The sequence below is a fragment of the Psychrobium sp. nBUS_13 genome, from assembly GCF_051201665.1.
Classification (GTDB): Bacteria; Pseudomonadota; Gammaproteobacteria; order Enterobacterales; family Psychrobiaceae; genus Psychrobium.
Window position 1 is genome coordinate 228,092 of record NZ_CP179210.1, and the last position, 19,983, is coordinate 248,074.

Sequence of the window (19,983 nt, forward strand, 5' to 3'; positions counted from 1 at the left end):
TAGAAGAATAATGATAAAACTAGACATAGCAGACATTGGTCTGTGAAATCGAAAACATTAGTTGTTTTAATTAACACATCTAACGTATTGCGCAGATAATTTTTTCTAATGCAAGGCGGACGAGGAGTGAGGGAAGGCGTGTAACGTGTTACATAACTGACCGAATGACGAAGTCCAACGGCGCAGTAGAAAAAAGAATCAAGCAAGACACATTAGGTGTTGTATGATTAAGTGACTAAGCGTATACGGTGGATGCCTAGGCAATTAGAGGCGATGAAGGACGTGTTAATCTGCGATAAGCGTTGGCAAGGTGATAAAAACCGCAATAGCCAACGATTTCCGAATGGGGAAACCCAGCTGCCATAAGGCAGTTATCTCAACGTGAATACATAGCGTTGTGAGGCGAACCCGGGGAACTGAAACATCTAAGTACCCGGAGGAAAAGAAATCAACCGAGATTCCCTTAGTAGCGGCGAGCGAACGGGGACCAGCCCTTAAGTAATTAATAAGTCAGTCGAATGCTCTGGAAAGTGCGACGATAGAAGGTGATAGTCCTGTAGACGAAGACGAATTTTTTATGAAAACGAGTAGGACGGGACACGTGATATCCTGTTTGAAGATGGGGGGACCATCCTCCAAGGCTAAATACTACTAATTGACCGATAGTGAACCAGTACCGTGAGGGAAAGGCGAAAAGAACCCCTGTGAGGGGAGTGAAATAGAACCTGAAACCGTATACGTACAAGCAGTGGGAGCACAGATTTGCTGTGTGACTGCGTACCTTTTGTATAATGGGTCAGCGACTTACATTTTGTAGCAAGGTTAACCGTATAGGGGAGCCGTAGGGAAACCGAGTCTTAACTGGGCGATAGTTGCAAGGTGTAGACCCGAAACCGGGTGATCTAGCCATGGGCAGGTTGAAGGTTGAGTAACATCAACTGGAGGACCGAACACACGTATGTTGAAAAATGCGGTGATGACCTGTGGCTAGGGGTGAAAGGCCAATCAAACCCGGAGATAGCTGGTTCTCCCCGAAATCTATTTAGGTAGAGCGTCATGTATCACCATTGGGGGTAGAGCACTGTTAAGGCTAGGGGGTCATCCCGACTTACCAACCCTTTGCAAACTCCGAATACCAATGAGTGCAATCATGGCAGACACACTGCGGGTGCTAACGTCCGTAGTGAAGAGGGAAACAACCCAGACCGCCAGCTAAGGTCCCAAAGTACTAGTTAAGTGGGAAACGATGTGGGAAGGCTTAGACAGCTAGGAGGTTGGCTTAGAAGCAGCCATCTTTTAAAGAAAGCGTAATAGCTCACTAGTCGAGTCGGCCTGCGCGGAAGATTTAACGGGGCTAAACTAGTCACCGAAGCTGCGGATTCATACTTTGTATGAGTGGTAGGGGAGCGTTCTGTAAGCCGTTGAAGGTGTGCTGTCAGGCATGCTGGAGGTATCAGAAGTGCGAATGCTGACATGAGTAACGATAAAGGGGGTGAAAAACCTCCTCGCCGAAAGACCAAGGGTTCCTGTCCAACGTTAATCGGGGCAGGGTAAGTCGACCCCTAAGGCGAGGCAGAAATGCGTAGTCGATGGGAAACTGGTTAATATTCCAGTACTTCTTATAATTGCGATGGGGGGACGGAGAAGGCTAATCTAGCATGGCGTTGGTTGTCCATGTTTAAGGCAGTAGGCCGTTGTTTTAGGTAAATCCGGAACAACTTTGGCTGAGAGTCGATGACGAGCTACTACGGTAGTGAAGTAGATGATGCCATACTTCCAGGAAAAGCCTCTAAGCTTCAGATTATAAGGAATCGTACTCCAAACCGACACAGGTGGTCGGGTAGAGAATACCAAGGCGCTTGAGAGAACTCGGGTGAAGGAACTAGGCAAAATAGTACCGTAACTTCGGGAGAAGGTACGCTGGCTGTGGTGATGAGACTTGCTCTCTAAGCTACGGTCAGTCGCAGTGACCAGGTGGCTGCAACTGTTTATTAAAAACACAGCACTGTGCAAAATCGTAAGATGACGTATACGGTGTGACACCTGCCCGGTGCCGGAAGGTTAATTGATTGGGTTAGAACTTCGGTTCGAAGCTCATGATCGAAGCCCCGGTAAACGGCGGCCGTAACTATAACGGTCCTAAGGTAGCGAAATTCCTTGTCGGGTAAGTTCCGACCTGCACGAATGGTGTAATGATGGCCACGCTGTCTCCACCCGAGACTCAGTGAAATTGAAATCGCTGTGAAGATGCAGTGTACCCGCGGCTAGACGGAAAGACCCCGTGAACCTTTACTACAGCTTGGCACTGAACATTGAACCTACATGTGTAGGATAGGTGGGAGCCTTTGAAACCAGAACGCTAGTTTTGGTGGAGGCAATCTTGAAATACCACCCTTGTACGTTTGATGTTCTAACTTAGGTCCCTTATCGGGATTGAGGACAGTGTCTGGTGGGTAGTTTGACTGGGGCGGTCTCCTCCCAAAGAGTAACGGAGGAGTACGAAGGTTAGCTAAGCATGGTCGGACATCATGCGGTTAGTATAATGGTATAAGCTAGCTTGACTGCGAGACAGACACGTCGAGCAGGTACGAAAGTAGGTCATAGTGATCCGGTGGTTCTGTATGGAAGGGCCATCGCTCAACGGATAAAAGGTACTCCGGGGATAACAGGCTGATACCGCCCAAGAGTTCATATCGACGGCGGTGTTTGGCACCTCGATGTCGGCTCATCACATCCTGGGGCTGAAGTCGGTCCCAAGGGTATGGCTGTTCGCCATTTAAAGTGGTACGCGAGCTGGGTTTAGAACGTCGTGAGACAGTTCGGTCCCTATCTGCCGTGGGCGTTTGAGAATTGAGAGGAGCTGCTCCTAGTACGAGAGGACCGGAGTGGACGAACCGCTGGTGTTCGGGTTGTCATGCCAATGGCATTGCCCGGTAGCTACGTTCGGAATCGATAACCGCTGAAAGCATCTAAGCGGGAAGCGAGCCTCGAGATGAGTTCTCACTGGAGATTTAATCTCCCTAAAGGGCCGTAGGAGACTACTACGTTGATAGGCAAGGTGTGTAAGCGTTGTGAGGCGTTGAGCTAACTTGTACTAATGACCCGTGAGGCTTAATCATACAACACCTAATGTGTTTTACATGAACATCTTAAAAATAGATACTCAATCTATTTTTCAAGAGATGTTCTAGTCTCAGAAATATCCAACAAAGAACGCTTGTTGTGTTTAAGAAGATTTTTGAAAGCTTTCCAAATTTAGTGGTTGTGTTCGCTGTAACACATCGCTCTTTGCCATCCATGGCACCGCGATGTTAGTGAATCCATTCACGTCAAATTAGTTTGGTAACCATAGCATGTTGGTCCCACCTGATCCCATTCCGAACTCAGTAGTGAAACGACATAGCGCCGATGGTAGTGTGGGGCTTCCCCATGTGAGAGTAGGACATTGCCAAACACCTATTTAGTCGAGAGGCCCCGTGTAGAAATACACGGGGCCTTTTGCATTTTACGACTTTGAATTTTACCTATTACTGTGGCTTCATCGTAATGACGGGGCCTCACGCCTAAAGCGCTACCGCGCAGTCCTGCTCCCGACGCTCACCCGCTGCTTCGCAGGGATTCATTCGCTACATCCATGTAGCTCACCCTTCGGGTAGCTTACGCTGTGCAAAATGGCTTTCCTGCCATTTTGTCCCCAACTTGCTTTCGCCTTGTTGCGTCGAACGCTGTTCGACGGACTGCGGCTCAAGAGAGTCGGACATTGCTAGACACCTATTTAATTGTCACCAACGGTGCAAAAATGACCCACTAACATCGATCCAAAATTGACCCACCGATGTATCATTTATTTATTTTTAGGTGATACGGTATGTTAACGAAGGAGCTATTTGTGGATATTAAAGTCCTGCATAAACAAGGCAAAAGCATTCGCGCCATTGCCAAGGAATTAAACGTATCGCGCAATACTGTGCGTAAATATTTAAGAGGATATGACGTGCCTCATTATACAAAACGACATTCACCACCGACTAAACTCAGTCCCTTCCATGAGTATATTCAAGGTCGAATAAATGCTGCAAAACCACACTGGATCCCAGCTGTTGTTTTGTTGTCAGAAATAAAATCTAGAGGTTATCAAGGTGGAATAACGCAACTCAGGGTGTATTTATCCGCTTTCAAGCAATTAACACCAGAGCCTATTGTTCGATTTGAAACCGGTCCGGGTCAACAAATGCAAATAGACTTCACCACGATTAAACGCGGAAAGCTTACCATTAAGGCGTTTGTGGCAACCCTTGGCTATTCACGAGCCTGCTACGTCTATTTTTATGACCATGAGCGAACAGAAGCATGGATGGACGGATTAAGGGAAGCATTTCACTATTTTGGCGGCGTTCCAAAACAAGTGTTATGCGACAACGCTAAAGCATTAGTTATTGAGCGCGATGTTTACGGTGAAGGAAAGCACCGTTGGAATCAATCGTTTCTTGATTTGGCTGAGGAATATGGTTTTCAACCCAAAGCATGTCGGCCGTATCGTGCTAAAACCAAGGGGAAAGTTGAACGATTTAACCATTACTTGAAGAATAGCTTTGTTGTACCATTGCATGCAACGCTCAAGCAAGCGGGCTTATCGTTAGATTGTGCAAATGCCAATAGCAAAATTGGCGGATGGCTAAACGATGTCGCCCACCAACGTATTCATGGTACGACCGCACAAAAGCCGCAATACCTCCTTGATGAAGAAGTGGCGTACTTACAACCGCTTCCACAAAAACTTCACAGCAGTTTGGATTTAAAGAGCAGCGCATTAGTGTCGTTTATTGCGCCCATTGATATTGAATGCTATCAACACCCGATATCTGTTTACAGTGAACTACTGGAGCAACTATGAGTATTCAACATGAACAAATCGCTTCAATATGTGAGTAACTCAATTTAAGAAATATAGAAAACAACTGGCCTAACATTGCGAGTCGATGCGTCAAAAATGAAAGTAGTTATGCTGACTTTTTGTATCAGATCCTCACTAGCGAGTTAGAGAATAAGTATGATCGGGCGCGAGAAATCATGCTAAAAATGTCCGGTTTTCCAAGCATCAAAACACTAGACCAATTTAACTTCAAGATTGCAACAGGGGCACCACGTAAAGCGATAACGGAGCTAAGCTCGCTTGCCTTTATTGAGCGGTGTGAGAATGTCATTTTACTAGGTCCAAGTGGTACAGGTAAAACACACTTAGCCATTGCGTTAGGTTATAAAGCCATTGAGCAACGCAAGAAAACACGTTTTATCAGTGCCGCAGATTTAATGCTTCAGCTAAGCAGTGCACAGCGGCAAGGAAAATTGAAAAGCTACATGCAACGCTCTATTCTTGCTCCTCGGTTGCTAATCATCGATGAGATAGGCTATTTACCATTTGGCCGTGATGAAGCAAATCTATTTTTTAATGTCATTGCCAAGCGTTATGAAAAAGGCAGTTTGATTCTAACGAGCAATTTACCCTTTGGACAGTGGCCGAGCGCCTTTTCAGATGATGCAACTTTAACAGCGGCCATGTTAGATCGCGTACTACATCACTCTCATGTGTTGCAATTAACTGGCGAAAGCTATCGATTAAGAGAAAAAAGAAAAGCGGGTATTATTGATACCTATCAAGACTAACTGGGTCAGTTTTCAATCGATGAATTACTGAAAAAGTGGGTCAATTTTAAACCGTTGTTGACATTTAATGCAATTGCATTAAATATTTGCCCACTTGTACTTGTTAAAATTAACTAAAATGGCGTTGCACTCAATCCTAATAGCCAGCTATTAGTCAATCGAGCGCCTTGTTTTAGCTGATTTTCTCTACGCACAACAAGATCACTTACTTAATGCAATTGGTATTAATGACACGCGGGAGTAGGATATCGCTCTTATACTAAATCAACTTCAAAGTGCAGTTTTTAATATTTGAAAATTATCATTGATCGTATCGTCAAGTGTATTGGCAATATCGGGTAATGTTGACTCAAAAAAATCGCTAATACGCCGTCGAAACTCTTTAGTACTTGAAAAATATTGGCTATTTCTCGCATTTTTGTTCATTACCTTCCATAGCCGTTCTATTGGGTTTAAATTAGGACTATAGGGTGGTAAATAATGTAACTTGATATTGAGCTTTTCGGCTTCATCAATCACTATCTGATTACGGTGATAACCAGCACCATCAAGAACCATATGAAGCATACCGCTCGTCTGATAATTGGCTCTGACTTCATTTAAAAAATCAACGATAGATTCACCGTTGACTGTCTTATTATATTGCCTTATCACTGCTTCCTCTAAGTGACCCAATCGGATAGCTCCCACTACATTAATTCGTGTTCGACTTCCTGTGGTTTTAATGGGTTTATTTTCCCCTTTTTTAATCCAGCCTGCCGTGATTTTTGTCGCTTGTGTTGGATGAACAGCATCCATAAACAAGATTGGCTCATTAGGAGCCAGCGTTGATTTAAGCTGGTTATAATGTGCGATAAAAGCTGCTTGCTTTTCCTCATCAAAATTATGAGGAACGCCTTTGGGCTTTTTATAACTAAAGCCATGCTGATGTAACCATTTATTGAGACCAGGCACCGTGTATTTAATGTCGTACTCACTCTCAATATGATCAAGTATTTGATGGCTATGTAGGTAAGTTACTTCACACAGGTGTGCAATTAACTGTTGCGTTTGCTGATGATTAAGATAACTAGTAGAGCCGCCGCTGTTGATGGTTAATTTTTCACGACGAATGTAGTCATCAATATATCTAACAACTGACGTTTCGTGAATGCGTAACGCTTGAGCAATCATTGGCGAAGACCAGCCTTCGTCACGCAATAGAATAGCTTTAATTCGATCGCACTCACGCTTATCTCTCGCTTTTTTATGTCGAGATTCTAACGTTTCTTTTTGAATGTCGGTGAGAGCAATCTTTTTCATGTGACTATCATGATCTCATTAGCTAAAAAATCAAGCACTTTCAATGATCACGGGTATATACATTACGATAATAGTTGCCATAATTGGCTTGCCTCTTACCTTGGTTTGCTGATTTGCAAATCATTGCCAAACTGAGCCACCATACTGTTCAGTTAATCGTTAAAGAATTTAATAGGTTTTAAAAATTACTCCAGAAAACGTTTAAGGAAATTATTTGTTATCTAATTGATTATGTTCGTTTATTTTTATCGTTTTTTTAGTGCGGTAAGCTGTGTAATCTTTTTGTTAAACAATTTGTATTGAACACTTGTGTTCTTTAATATGTGCCCCATATCTATTTTTAGATACACAATAATAAAAGATTTAGGAATTTATAAATGACTTCTCCAATGAAAGCACTGAATGCTACAGATCATAAAAACGTAAAGATTAAACAAGAACTGCATATTGAAGGCACTAAGAATCAACAAGTATTACCATTATTAGTTCACGAATTTGCGAAAGCAGGTTCAGCGATGCCAGTTATCTTTATCCATCCAAGCGAAGAAGATAAGAAAGTTGTACAACCAGCCTCTTTATTAGGTTTAAAACCAGAAGAAAATCTATTTTATCAAGACGGTAAATGGGTTGGTGAATACTTACCAGCAGTTGTTACTCATCATCCTTTTGCGATGGTCCCAACACAGGGTGAAGAAAACCGCCTACAGATGCTAATCAATGAAAGCAGCCCATTAGTAAATGACGCTGACGGTGATGCATTGTTTGATGGCGAAGAGCAAACTGAGTATCTTAAGAAGCGCATGGAAACACTTTCTAATTACTTTAGCAGTATACAAGTAACTCGTGAATTCTGTGACTTTTTAGTTGAGAAAGACCTGTTAATTGAGCAAACGTTAACTGTAGAAATTAATGGCGAAAAAGTTCAATTAAACGGTTTGTTGCTAGTTGATGAGAAGAAATTAAACGAATTGTCAGACGAAGAGCATTTAGTACTTCGCAAGCGTGGTTTCTTAGCCCCTATCTATGCTCACTTAGGTTCATTACACCATGCAAATAGATTAGCAAAGCTACGTGCTGACGCTTAATTTTATTTGTGTATAAAAAAGGCCTTACATTGTAATAATGCCATTCGGTTAAACTTGCTTAGGCTTGTATCTCAACGGATACCGAGATGGAATGTAAAGTACTGAACGTGAAAACGTTCGGTGCTTTCTTTTGTCGGGCAGGATAAAATGTTTCACATCTTTCCTCATCAGTTGTAGTTTCTTTGGTATCGTCCCATTCGATGATAACGCTAGCGCTCTTATTTGAGTATCAATGATGCAAATTGCGGCGGTAAAACTTATCCTTGTCGGAGATACATCGGCTTCTTTAGCGATGGTAGCCATCTCTAGCCGAATGAGATTATAACCTAACAACACGCCCCACAGTTCTTGCCTAACCCCTTGTGGAAAACGGCTTCTCAAGGTTATTTCATTATTTAATTGGCTCGATTTTAATTCTCCAAAACCTTGCTCTATTTCCCATCGTTCCCAATAATACCAATTGCATTAAATATTTGCCCACTTGTACTTGTTAAAATTAACTAAAATGGCGTTGCTCTCAATCCTAATAGCCAGCTATTAGTCAATCGAGCGCCTTGTTTTAGCTGATTTTCTCTACGCACAACAAGATCACTTACTTAATGCAATTGGTATAAATTGACAATAACGTTTCCATTGGTGATGCTTCTGGATCTGTCAATGAGGTGATAAAACCTTTAATGTCTCCTTTAGGATGTTGATAGCAAATCATACGCGCCTGCCAAACATCTGGTAGGTTAGGATTATTCGCACGGGCTTGTGGTGAAACAGGCATTTCGATTAATAAATCATTCTCTGAAAAACGTTCGATGACCTCGTTGCGCATGCCTTGTTTTATACCAATTTGATTAAGTTTGTGATCTTGTTTTGTGAAGGAAAAACAAATGAAGGCAAGGCGCTTGATTGAGCAATAGCTGGCTATTGGGATTGAAAGCAACGCAACATTCATTTTATTTTAACCAGCAAAAGTGGGCAATAACTTTGTCAACTTGGTATTACAGGGGTTAACCAATGGGAGTTCACGCCAAACTGTTGCCAATACAATAATAGGTCAGCTGAAAAATAACACCGATCGAATAATGTAAGTGAATCGTCTGGTATGTCGGTTAGCAGTCGTTTTGCTAATGTAATTTCATCAACATCACACCTATCAAAGGCAGCACCTAGTAATACCATATATGGTATTACTCATTGAATAATAATAATTATAGTAAATTAAGGCTCTTGGAGGCTTCATGAATACAGTAGTTTCGACAAGCAAACCAAATCAATCAACGGTGATGCCGATGATTATCATTGGTGTGCTGTTTTTTATTTTTGGCTTTGTTACTTGGCTAAATGGTTCGTTAATTCCGTTCTTAAAAATAGTGTGTGAACTCAATGAGTTTCAGGCGCTTTTTGTAACATTTGCGTTCTATATAGCCTATACCGTTATGGCATTTCCTATGTCATTTTTGCTGAATAAAATTGGCTATAAAAATGGTATGGCAATAGGCCTTGCAATTATGGTTGCTGGCTCCCTTGCGTTTATTCCAGCTGCACAGACAGCTAACTATGCAATATTTTTATTCGCATTGTTCATATTAGGAACTGGATTAACAATTTTACAAACGGCCTCAAATCCTTATGTAGTCAAAATTGGGCCTGAGAAAAGTGCAGCAATGCGTATTTCGATTATGGGTCTGATTAACAAAGCGGCAGGTGTTGTTGTGCCTGTCGTATTCACCACTATGATTCTCGCCGACATGGGAGATGTGTCAGAGCAAGCGGTTGCTGCGATGGCTGAAGCGGAGCGTCAAGCAACGATTGAAGCATTGTCGAATAAACTGGTTGTACCCTATATTTACATGGCTATCGCTTTGACGTTTTTAATTGGTTTGGTGAAGTTTTCATCTTTACCTGAGCTCGATTTATCTCAAGATAGCGAAGGCAGTGAAGAGAAAGGAAGCGTATTTGACTTCCCTCAGGTTGTCTTGGGCGCTGTCGCATTATTTACCTACGTTGGTGTTGAAGTAATCGCTGGCGATACCATTGGCTTGTATGGCTCAGGATTAGGTGTTGCTAATTTTGCATCATTAACGTCTTATACCATGGTATTTATGGTTATTGGTTACATTATTGGTGTGACTTGTATTCCACGTTTTATTTCGCAACAACATGCGTTATTAGGTTCTGCAATTGCAGGATCGCTATGTATTCTCGGTGTGGTATTTAGCTCAACAACATCAACCTATATGGCAGACATTTTATGGGGTTGGTCAGGCATAGGTGTTGTTCCAAATTCAGTAACTTTTGTTGCGTTAATGGGGCTTGCACATGCGCTTGTATGGCCGTCATTGTGGCCATTAGCATTGGATGGTGTTGGTAAATTTACGTCGCAGGCATCAGCTCTACTGATTATGGGAATTTCGGGTGGTGCAATACTACCGCTGATATTTGGTAAAGTGGCGCATGTTATGGGTGATACACAAATTGCTTATTGGGTGGGATTACCGTGTTATTTATTTATCTTATTTTATGCCCTAAAGGGGCACAAAATTAAGTCTTGGAAATAGATTGCGTTATGCCACTTACACAATGCCTTTTACTGCATGGCGAATAGTGGCAACAATTTTTCTAACGCATTGCATACGCGAGTAATTCGGTCGAATGACTAGCGAAATTTTCCGTGTCGGTTGAGGCTCTGAAAATGGTAAGTATGCAATGTTGTTGGAGGTGCTAACGCCCATTGTTGCTAATGCTGGCAATAGCGTTATGCCAGCCCGATTGGCAACCATGTGTCTAAGCGTTTCTAAGCTGGTGGCTTGGAAACTGGCATCTTCTTTTGCGCCCGCAGAAAAACAATAACCCATCGCCTGATCCTTTAAGCAATGGCCATCTTCTAAGGTCAGAATATTGTGCTCATGTAAATGGTGTAAAGATAAATAGGTTTCATTATTGAGAGGATGGTTTTCTGGTGTGGCAAGTACCAGTGGCTCATCAAAGAGATCGTAACATTCAAATTTATTCATCTCTTCAAGGTAAGGTAAAACTAAAACATCTAGTTTGCCTTCATCGAGTTTTTGTAACAAAACCTTTGTCTGATTTTCATGAAGCAGAAATTGAATGTTTGGCAATTCTTTGGTGAGTGGCGCCATGACATGTGGCAATAAGTAAGGGGCTAATGTCGGTATTAGTCCCATATGAATATCACCAGCAAAAGGATCGAGTAAATTTTTTGCCTGACGCTCAAAATCTTGCGCGGCGTTTAACACTTTTCTAGCGTCCACCACGAGCTTTTCACCGGCTGGCGTTAACATAACATTATGGCGATGACGCTCTACAAGTTGGAGTCCGAGTTGCTCTTCCAGCTTCATTAACTGACCACTCAGCGTCGGTTGACTCACAAAACATGCTGCTGCGGCCTTACCAAAATGGCGATGTTGTTCGATCGCATCTAAATATTCTAAATCTCTTAATTTAATCATTGTCATCCACAATCGAAATTTGTATTTTTATTTGTCATTCCTATGGTAAACCAAATGGTTTGAATGGCGAAACACAATTTGTAACAGGAGAAAACTTGGGCTTTTGGTTAAAAATAGCTAGGTTGAATTATAAGCAATCAATGGAGACGATTATGCCGTTACCTGTTTTACTTGCTGGGGCAGTTGTTGGTGCTGTTCTAGCTCATGATAACCATAAATCCTATTTATGCCAGTTAGACAACGATAGAGATAATTCGCTTAAGCTTGAAACAGGACGTGAGCCTTCAGAACTATTGCCAAGCCCCAAGAATGTGTCAATGGTACCTGGCACAATCGTATGCTGTGAGGTATTTGACGCGTTTATTCATACCGGTGTCGTTATCGATGACAACACCATTGTTGAGCTTCATGGTAGTGGTTTAATTCGAGCTATTTCTAAAAAACGGTTTTTAGACGAACGCAGTGGCCAGTATATATTTGCAGCCTGTGATCGATTAGGTCGCCCATTAGTCTTTAGTCTAATACAGGAGCTTGCAAGCCAAGATATTTTTAATTATTACGAATACCATTTATTGAACGCTAATTGCTATCGCCATACGTGGCGATGGCTGACTGGTGAGGATATTGCAATAGAACGTTTTAAAGAATTTAATCAAAAACTATCTCAAAAAACAGGTTCAGAGATTTATTGGGATGTTGTTATTTAAGGCCTGATTATCCTGTTACTGTTGAATTTAACATTTATTTAACGTAAAAGGTATAGGAGGCATTAGCTACTTAAAGAAAAACAATAGATTTTTATTGCATTTTAGACCGATTTTACTGATTTCATCTAAGATGTAACGAAATGTTCATTTACATGTTGAGTGAATGTTGCGTAGCATGGTGTTAACAAAGGCAAGTATATGTCTTAACTAATTTTTATTTCTCATTTGAGAAAAAACAAGGAACTACGTATGTCAAATAACTACCAACGAAGTGCAATCGCACTTTTCGTGTCTACAGCGATTACGTCTGCGCCACTAATGGCTGCTGAGGATGATAAGAGCAAAAAAGATGCAGTAAAAAATGCAGAAAAAATCTCCGTAATTGGTACGCGTGCTGCACCACGCTCTGCTGCTGATTCAGCGGTGCCAGTTGATATTATTGATGGCGGTGAAATTGCTAACCAAGGTCCATCAGATATGGTGTCCTTGCTCCAAAATGTTGTTCCTTCTTTTAATGTAAATGACCAGCCAATCAATGACGGTTCGACGTTGGTTCGCCCTGCTAACCTACGTGGTTTAGCGTCTGACCATACGTTAATTCTAGTAAACGGTAAACGACGTCATCGTAGTGCTGTTATTACCTTTTTAGGTGGTGGTTTATCAGATGGTGCACAAGGCCCTGATTTGTCGGTTATTCCTTCTTCCGCTATTAAACAAGTTGATGTATTACGTGATGGTGCGGCAGCACAATACGGCTCAGACGCATTAGCAGGGGTAATGAACTTTACGCTTAAAAATGCCAGCGAAGGTGGCATGTTTGAAGTGAAATATGGTGAGTTCTATGAAGGTGATGGAGATGGCGTACAAATCTCTGGTAACTTAGGTTTACCACTTACTGAAAATGGCTTCGTAAATACTTCATTTGAATGGAAGCAATCTGATCCAACGAGTCGTAGTGTGCAGCGTGATGATGCCCAAGGCCTTATTGATGCTGGTAATACTCATGTCGCATCACCTGCTCAAGTATGGGGCGCGCCAGAATTTAAAGATGATTTAAAAATCTTTGTTAATGCAGGCCTAGATTTAGGTAACGACGCTGAAGCTTACCTCTTTGGTAACATCGCAAAGCGCGATGTAGAAGGTGGATTTTACTATCGTAACCCTCACACACGTGGTGGCGCTTATTCAAATGATGATGGAAAAACCTTGCTAGTAGGAGACCTAACACCTGACGATGGTATTAGCTGTCCTATTATTCCTATTACAACCGGTAACGTATTAACTCAGCAAAACTATATTGATGGCGTTCAGAATAATCCAAACTGTTTCTCGTTCAATGAAATGTTGCCAGGTGGTTTTACGCCGAAGTTTGGCGGTAAAGTGACAGATACATCATTGGTTTTTGGTACCAAAGGTGAGTTTGGCGATGAAGTTTTCTATGATGTGAGCTTTTCACATGGCCGTAATGAAGTAGATTACAAGTTAACAGGTTCTATTAATCCATCGTTAGGCCCTGATACGCCAACTGATTTTAGCCCTGGTAGCTATATTCAACAAGAAGATATGTTGAATCTTGATTTCTCGAAAGCGGTTGATGTTGGATACGATGAGCCAATGAATATCGCGGGTGGCTTTGAATATCGCAATGAATCTTATGAATCAATTGCAGGCGATCAAGAGTCATGGGAAATTGGACCATTAGCAGCGCAAGGTTTTGGTATTGGTTCAAATGGTTTCCCTGGTTTATCTGCACGTAGTGCCGGTAAAACTAGCAGAAACAGTGTTGCATTATATCTAGATACGGAAACTTATTTTACTGATGAATTTATGGTTGGGGCGGCTATTCGTTTTGAAGACTTCTCCGATTTCGGTAACACCACTAAAGGTAAATTATCTACACGTTGGGAGTTTGTAGAAGATTGGGCATTGCGTGGCGCAGTAAGTACAGGCTTTAAAGCGCCAACAATTGGTCAAACGACAGTGCGTAATGTAACAACGGCTTTTGGTACTGATGGTGCACTAATTGATCGTGCGACGTTGCCACCAACGCATCCAATTTCGGTTCAAAAGGGTGGTACGACGTTAACACCTGAAGAGTCGACTAGTTACAGTGTTGGTTTAGTGGGTGAATTTGAAAGTGGCGTTTTCTTAACTATCGATTACTTCAACATTGAAGTAACGGACCGTATTTCTACGACCTCAGGTATTAAACTAACCGATCAAGATCGTGCTGATTTAGTGGCTTCTGGTGTTACTGACGCGTCAAGCTTTACAGAAATCTCATACTTTACTAATGATTTTGATACCACGACACAAGGTGTTGATATCGTAGCAAGTTATGATATGGAAATGTTTGGTGGCGATACTAAATTCTCATTTGCGTATAACTGGACACAAACTGTTGTGGATAGAGCATCAGATAATATCTCTGATGAACGTATTAAGATGTTAGAAGATAATTTACCAGCCTTACGTTACAACTTAACGGCTAATCACACTAATGGCGATTGGAGAATGTTGGCGCGCGTGCGTTACGCAGGTGCTATCTATGAAGATCATTTAGATTCAGGTTTACCATTTAACGTAGGCTCTGAAGTAGTATTTGATGCTGAAGTTGCTTACACCGTGGACGAAAACTGGAAGCTAACAGTCGGAGCGACAAACTTATTTGACGAGACGCCTGATGAAATCACGCCATACGATAATGAGATTGCAGGTTCACTATACCCAACGACTTCACCTATCGGTATTAACGGTGGTTATTACTACATGAAAGCAACTTACAACTTCTAGTAAATTGCTGACAATAAAAAGCGCCGCTATCGGATGATAGCGGCGCTTTTTTTGTGTTATTTCGCTTATTATTTAGCTGGCATACGAATGGCAGCATCTAGGCGAATTGTTTCACCATTGATGTAGCTATTTTCAATCATATGAATGGCCAGTTGGCCAAATTCACTTGGGTAACCCATGCGTTTAGGGAATTGGATGTTAGCCACTAGTGACTCTTGAACGTTATCTGGCATGCCCAGTAATAACGGCGTGCCCATAATACCCGGTGCAATCGTGTTAACACGAATGCCAGAGCGTGCTAAATCACGTGCCATTGGCAATGTCATGCCAACAATTCCACTTTTACTCGCCGCATAGGCCGCTTGGCCCATTTGACCTTCATAAGCCGCCACTGATGCGGTATTAATAATAATACCGCGCTCTTGACTGTCGCCTGCAGGTTCATTGGTGGCCATCATCTGTGCAGCAACGCGTGCTACGTTGAATGAACCGATAAGGTTAATGTTAATTGTCTTTGCAAATGCATCTAATGGTTGAGCTTGACCTTCACGATCTAACACTTTCTTAGCGGGTGCAATACCAGCACAGTTAATACAAATATCGACGCGACTAAATTTAGCCATAATCTGCTGGAAAGCAGCTTCCACTGATGTGTCACTCGTTACATCTGTTTTAATAAACAGCGCATTGTCGGCGCCCAACGTGTTAACAGCCTCAGCACCAGCTTTTTCGTTAACGTCTAAGATCGCAACCTTGATGCCGCTTTTCACTAATTCATCAACTGTTGCACGGCCTAGGCCTGAGGCACCGCCAGTTACAACGGCAATTTTATTGGTAGTTTCCATAATAATCTCTAATTAACTTTGTAGTTTGTCACGAGCGATAATAACGCGCTGAATTTCACTCGTACCTTCATAAATAGCTGTTAGGCGAACATCGCGAACAAAACGTTCTACTGGGTATTCTTTAATATAACCTGCGCCGCCTAAACATTGTAATGCAGTATAACAAGCATCATTTGCTTTCTCTGAGGCAAAAAGTTTTGCCATTGAAGCGGCGGTGCCAAATGGTAAGCCTTGATCTTTATTATATGCCGCTTGGAGTAACAATAAGCGGGAGGCTTCTAATTCAGTATAACGGTCGCTCACCATAAATTGTAAGCCTTGGAATTTCGATAATTCTTGGCCAAATTGCTTACGCTCTTTGATGTAGTCACTTGCATAATCCATGGCTTCTAAGCCAATACCTAACGCTAATGAGCCAATACCAATACGGCCACCGGCAAGTTCACCGATTGCAATTTTAAAGCCTTTATTTAGTTCGCCCATTAACGCCGACTTAGGGATAACACAGTCATTAAAGCTTACTTCACAGGTAGAAGAAGCACGTTGTCCCATTTTATCTTCTGGTTTGGCGATATTCATGCCCGGAGTATTTGCGTCGATTAGGAAGCAACTAATACCTTTGCCGCGAGGTGCATTAGGATCTGTGACCGCCCACACCACAAATACGCCCGCAAATTTAGCTGAGGTGATGAAGATTTTACTGCCGTTTACAATGTAGTTGTCACCGTCTTCAACGGCAATAGTGCGCATTGCAGAAGGATCTGAACCAGCACTAGGTTCTGTTAAACAAAAGGCTCCTGCTAAGAATTCACCAGTACAAAATTTAGGTAAATAATGTGCTTTTTGCTCTTCATTGCCCACCGCTTGAATTACTTCAGCAACCATATTCGTTACAGACGTTGCTGTTGCAGTAGAAGCACAACCACGAGCAATTTCAGTGACTGCTAATGAAAAAGCAACCGTACTACCACCAATTCCGCCATATTGTTCTTGCACGGTCATTCCCATGAAACCAAGTTCAGCTAACTCTTTGATTTGCGATATATATAACTCGTAATCGCCTTCGTCAAGTTTTTGGGCATTGGGCTTGAGTTGGTTTTCTGAGAACTGACTAGCGGTTTCGCGAATCATTTGCTCTTCTTCGGTGAATTCAAATTGCATGGCAAGATCCTTGTAATAATAATTTTTAGCTATTGTTGTAGAAAATAAACAAAAATAACAGGACATCAATTGGCAACTAGATCACATTATCGCTCACAGTTTAAAGTTAAATACGTTTAAATTAGTCGGTGAATCATCTGGCAATTCAGCCCAAAAGTGTGACTTAAGTCTCTAAAAATAAAGGGTAAGTGAATTGAATATCATATGCTTATATTGTTTAAAGCACCGTTAAACGAAAAGTTACAATTACGACATGACACAATCTAAATGATGTGGAATGCTAGGTGCGAAAAATATGTACAGATCGCAACTCTACTGCGTCTTTGGACGGGGAACTCACACACTTAGTTTTATAAGTATTGTTTAAGGAATTACCATGAAAAGAACAAATAAAACTGCACTTTCAGCTCATATCTCAACGATGTTTAGTCGAAAAATACTACCACTATCAATTCTTACAGCGTCAGGCGCTTTTGTGTCAACGACGGCAATAGCTGCTGAAAAAGAAGCTACCAAGGATGTTGAGAAAATCATTGTGACTGGTTCGCGCCGAAATGATCGTACTGTTTCTGAAAGCAGCGTTCCGGTGGATATTATTAATATTGAGGATATGGTGACTACGGGGCAAATGGAAGTTAGCCAGGTCTTAACAACATTGATCCCAAGTTTTAACTACCCAAACCCTTCTATTGCTGATGGTACAGATCATGCTCGCCCAGCAGTGTTGCGTGGATTAGCGCCAGATCATACGTTAGTTCTTATCAATGGTAAGCGTCGTCATAGCTCGGCGCTACTTAACCTAAATGGTACTGTTGGCCGTGGTTCAACCGCTGTTGATTTAAATACAATTCCAACATCTGCAATCAAGTCGATTGAAGTATTGCGTGATGGCGCCGCAGCACAATATGGCTCAGATGCCATTGCTGGCGTTATCAATATTATCTTAAAAGATGAAGTAGGCGGCAGCCTAAGCGCCACTTACGGTGAGTACAATACACAAATGGCGGGTGTACCGCAGCTAAATAATGTATCTGTTGGTAGCGATGGTAACCTTGCGTTTGATACTGGCAGTGATCGCGAGCGCACTGATGGCGGCATTGCTACCATTGCTGGTGATTGGGGATTAGAGTTAGGTGAAGCTGGTTTCCTAAATCTTGCGTTTGAATCGCGTAAACGTGACCCGTCAATTCGTTCTGGTTTCGACCCACGTGAGCAATACGCACGTATCGATGATGGCAGTGAAAACGGTGCATTAGATCCTCGTGAATTGTCTTTTGATCGTTATAACCATAAATGGGGTAAAGCAAAAGTAGAAGACTTAAGTATCTTCTTTAATATGGGTTACAACTTATCGGAAACAACTGAATTGTATGCTTTTGGTAGCTTTTCTGAGCGTGAAGGCCTATCCGCTGGTTTCTATCGACGCGCTAAAGACAGCCGAAATGTTCAAGAGATTTACCCTGATGGCTTCTTGCCACACATTGCGTCAGATGTAACAGATACTGCGTTTAACATTGGTGTCAAAGGTGAAACTAACGATTGGAACTGGGATTTAAGCGCCAACATTGGTAAAAATGACTTTGGCTTTGGTGTTGAAAATTCGTTAAATACATCATTAGGTGCAACGAGTCCGACAGAGTTTGATAATGGTAACTTAGTGTATGAGCAGATTGTTACAAACGCTGCTGCTAATACGATGCAAGACTGGGGACTAAATAATGAAGTATTTGTTGCTTTAGGCTTTGAATATCGTCAAGAAAAATACCAAATTAAAGCCGGTGAAGAAGCGTCTTACGTTACTAAGTTAGACGGTGAAGGTAATCCGGTTGCTGCTGGTGGCGCACAAGTATTACCTGGTTTCTCGCCAGCGAGTGCAGTAGAAGATAGTCGTCACAACTATGCCGTTTATGTTGAGTTAGACACTGATGTGAATGACGATTTCAATATTTCATACGCTGGTCGCTTTGAAGATTACAGTGATTTTGGCTCTACTTTCACCAGTAAAATAGCGGGTCGTTATGCTGTGAGTGATGAGCTATCTTTCCGTGGTGCAATTAGCACAGGATTTAGAGCACCATCATTAGCACAAACTAGTTATAAATCTATTGCTACTGTTTTTGTTGACGGTGTGCCAAATGAAGTTGGTTTATTCCCAGTTGACGAGCCTGCGGCAGTGGCTTTAGGCGCTAAGCCGTTAGATGCTGAAGAGTCAGTGAACTCAACTATCGGTTTTGTTTACGAATATGACGATTTTAATCTAACCGTCGATGCTTATCATATCAGTATTGACGATCGTATCGTGCTATCTGAAAACTTGTCAGGTGATGCCGTTGTCGATATTTTAAAATCAGCAGGTGAGCTAAACACAACGCGTGCACGTTACTTTACCAACGCTATTGATACGACAACTAAGGGCATCGATATTGTCGCAACTTATGACTATGATCTTGACGATTACGGTTCATTGCGTTTAAGTGCTGCACTTAACTTTAATGACACTGAAGTGACTCATGTTAAAGATAATCCATCTGAGCTATCTGCATTAGGTGACAGCTATCAAGTATTTTCAGAACGTGAAATTACCCGCTTTGAAATTGGAACGCCAAAGAGTAAGTACAACCTAGCGGCAATGTGGAAATACGAAGGTATAGCAGTAAACTTACGTGCTACACGTTATGGTGAGGTTGTTGATGCGTCAAGTAACCCAGATAATCACGAAGTGGTAGCACCAAAATGGATTACAGATATCGATGCGAGTTATCAATTGACGGAATCAATCAATGTTGCGATAGGTGTGAACAATCTATTTGATCAGTACCCGCAAGATACAGTGAGCAATGTAGGTCAAAGTACCTTTAATCAGATCTTCCCATACTCAGGCTTCTCTGCATATGGTGCTGACGGTCGCTTTGTATATGCACGAGCTACCTATAAATTCTAATTAGCTTATTGCTCGAATTAA

At 41.9% G+C, this 19,983-nt stretch carries 11 protein-coding genes, 2 rRNA genes and 2 pseudogenes; 9 read left to right on the plus strand and 6 right to left on the minus strand.

The window, feature by feature from the left end; all coding sequences use genetic code 11:
- Positions 1-225: 225 nt before the first annotated feature.
- The 4 genes and pseudogenes from ACMAZF_RS01075 (at position 226) to istB (ending at position 5,664) form a co-directional block, all read left to right on the plus strand.
- Positions 226-3,119: ribosomal RNA gene (locus ACMAZF_RS01075) — 23S ribosomal RNA — on the plus strand.
- A gap of 219 nt (positions 3,120-3,338) precedes the next feature.
- Positions 3,339-3,454: ribosomal RNA gene (gene rrf, locus ACMAZF_RS01080) — 5S ribosomal RNA — on the plus strand.
- A gap of 414 nt (positions 3,455-3,868) precedes the next feature.
- The gene (gene istA / locus ACMAZF_RS01085) at positions 3,869-4,894 is read left to right on the plus strand and encodes an IS21 family transposase (protein ID WP_435275661.1); all 1,026 of its coding nucleotides are present in this window, start codon (positions 3,869-3,871) and stop codon (positions 4,892-4,894) included.
- Positions 4,891-5,664 (plus strand): annotated as a pseudogene (gene istB / locus ACMAZF_RS01090) (IS21-like element helper ATPase IstB). The gene istA and the pseudogene istB overlap by 4 nt, the downstream one beginning before the upstream one ends.
- 270 nt (positions 5,665-5,934) lie before the next feature.
- On the opposite strand, the gene ACMAZF_RS01095 reads toward istB, so the two are convergent.
- The gene (locus tag ACMAZF_RS01095; protein WP_435274875.1) at positions 5,935-6,966 is read right to left on the minus strand and encodes an IS630 family transposase; all 1,032 of its coding nucleotides are present in this window, start codon (positions 6,964-6,966) and stop codon (positions 5,935-5,937) included.
- Between the two features lie 377 nt (positions 6,967-7,343).
- Here ACMAZF_RS01095 and ACMAZF_RS01100 point away from each other — a divergent pair, with 377 nt between their 5' ends.
- Positions 7,344-8,051, plus strand: coding sequence for a SapC family protein (locus ACMAZF_RS01100; protein ID WP_435275662.1), 708 nt, complete (start codon positions 7,344-7,346; stop codon positions 8,049-8,051).
- Between the two features lie 48 nt (positions 8,052-8,099).
- On the opposite strand, the pseudogene ACMAZF_RS01105 reads toward ACMAZF_RS01100, so the two are convergent.
- Positions 8,100-8,504: pseudogene (locus ACMAZF_RS01105) on the minus strand (transposase); the annotation flags it as partial.
- 139 nt (positions 8,505-8,643) lie between these two features.
- Entirely contained in the window at positions 8,644-8,997 is a 354-nt protein-coding gene (locus ACMAZF_RS01110; protein ID WP_435275663.1) for a hypothetical protein, read from the minus strand.
- 286 nt (positions 8,998-9,283) lie between these two features.
- Between ACMAZF_RS01110 and ACMAZF_RS01115 the strand changes: the two genes are divergently transcribed.
- Positions 9,284-10,603: a sugar MFS transporter gene (locus tag ACMAZF_RS01115; RefSeq protein ID WP_435275664.1), complete on the plus strand. Its 1,320-nt coding sequence runs from the start codon at positions 9,284-9,286 to the stop codon at positions 10,601-10,603.
- Between the two features lie 15 nt (positions 10,604-10,618).
- On the opposite strand, the gene oxyR is transcribed toward ACMAZF_RS01115, so the two are convergent.
- A complete protein-coding gene (oxyR, locus tag ACMAZF_RS01120) occupies positions 10,619-11,515 on the minus strand; it encodes a DNA-binding transcriptional regulator OxyR (RefSeq protein ID WP_435275665.1) in 897 nt (298 codons plus the stop codon).
- 152 nt (positions 11,516-11,667) lie between these two features.
- On the opposite strand from oxyR, the gene ACMAZF_RS01125 reads away from it, so the two are divergent.
- Together ACMAZF_RS01125 and ACMAZF_RS01130 are read left to right on the plus strand one after the other, a co-directional pair.
- The gene (locus tag ACMAZF_RS01125) at positions 11,668-12,222 is read left to right on the plus strand and encodes a hypothetical protein (protein WP_435275666.1); all 555 of its coding nucleotides are present in this window, start codon (positions 11,668-11,670) and stop codon (positions 12,220-12,222) included.
- A 249-nt stretch (positions 12,223-12,471) separates the two neighbouring features.
- On the plus strand, positions 12,472-15,015 hold the full coding sequence (locus ACMAZF_RS01130; protein ID WP_435275667.1) for a TonB-dependent receptor plug domain-containing protein: 2,544 nt from the start codon (positions 12,472-12,474) through the stop codon (positions 15,013-15,015).
- 68 nt (positions 15,016-15,083) lie between these two features.
- On the opposite strand, the gene ACMAZF_RS01135 is transcribed toward ACMAZF_RS01130, so the two are convergent.
- Both ACMAZF_RS01135 and ACMAZF_RS01140 read right to left on the minus strand, forming a co-directional pair.
- Positions 15,084-15,860 carry a 3-hydroxyacyl-CoA dehydrogenase gene (locus ACMAZF_RS01135; protein WP_435275668.1) on the minus strand — a complete coding sequence of 259 codons (777 nt, stop codon included), beginning with the start codon at positions 15,858-15,860 and terminating at the stop codon, positions 15,084-15,086.
- Between the two features lie 12 nt (positions 15,861-15,872).
- The gene (locus ACMAZF_RS01140) at positions 15,873-17,021 is read right to left on the minus strand and encodes an acyl-CoA dehydrogenase family protein (RefSeq protein WP_435275669.1); all 1,149 of its coding nucleotides are present in this window, start codon (positions 17,019-17,021) and stop codon (positions 15,873-15,875) included.
- 421 nt (positions 17,022-17,442) lie between these two features.
- On the opposite strand from ACMAZF_RS01140, the gene ACMAZF_RS01145 reads away from it, so the two are divergent.
- On the plus strand, positions 17,443-19,962 hold the full coding sequence (locus ACMAZF_RS01145; RefSeq protein ID WP_435277152.1) for a TonB-dependent receptor plug domain-containing protein: 2,520 nt from the start codon (positions 17,443-17,445) through the stop codon (positions 19,960-19,962).
- Positions 19,963-19,983: the final 21 nt, after the last annotated feature.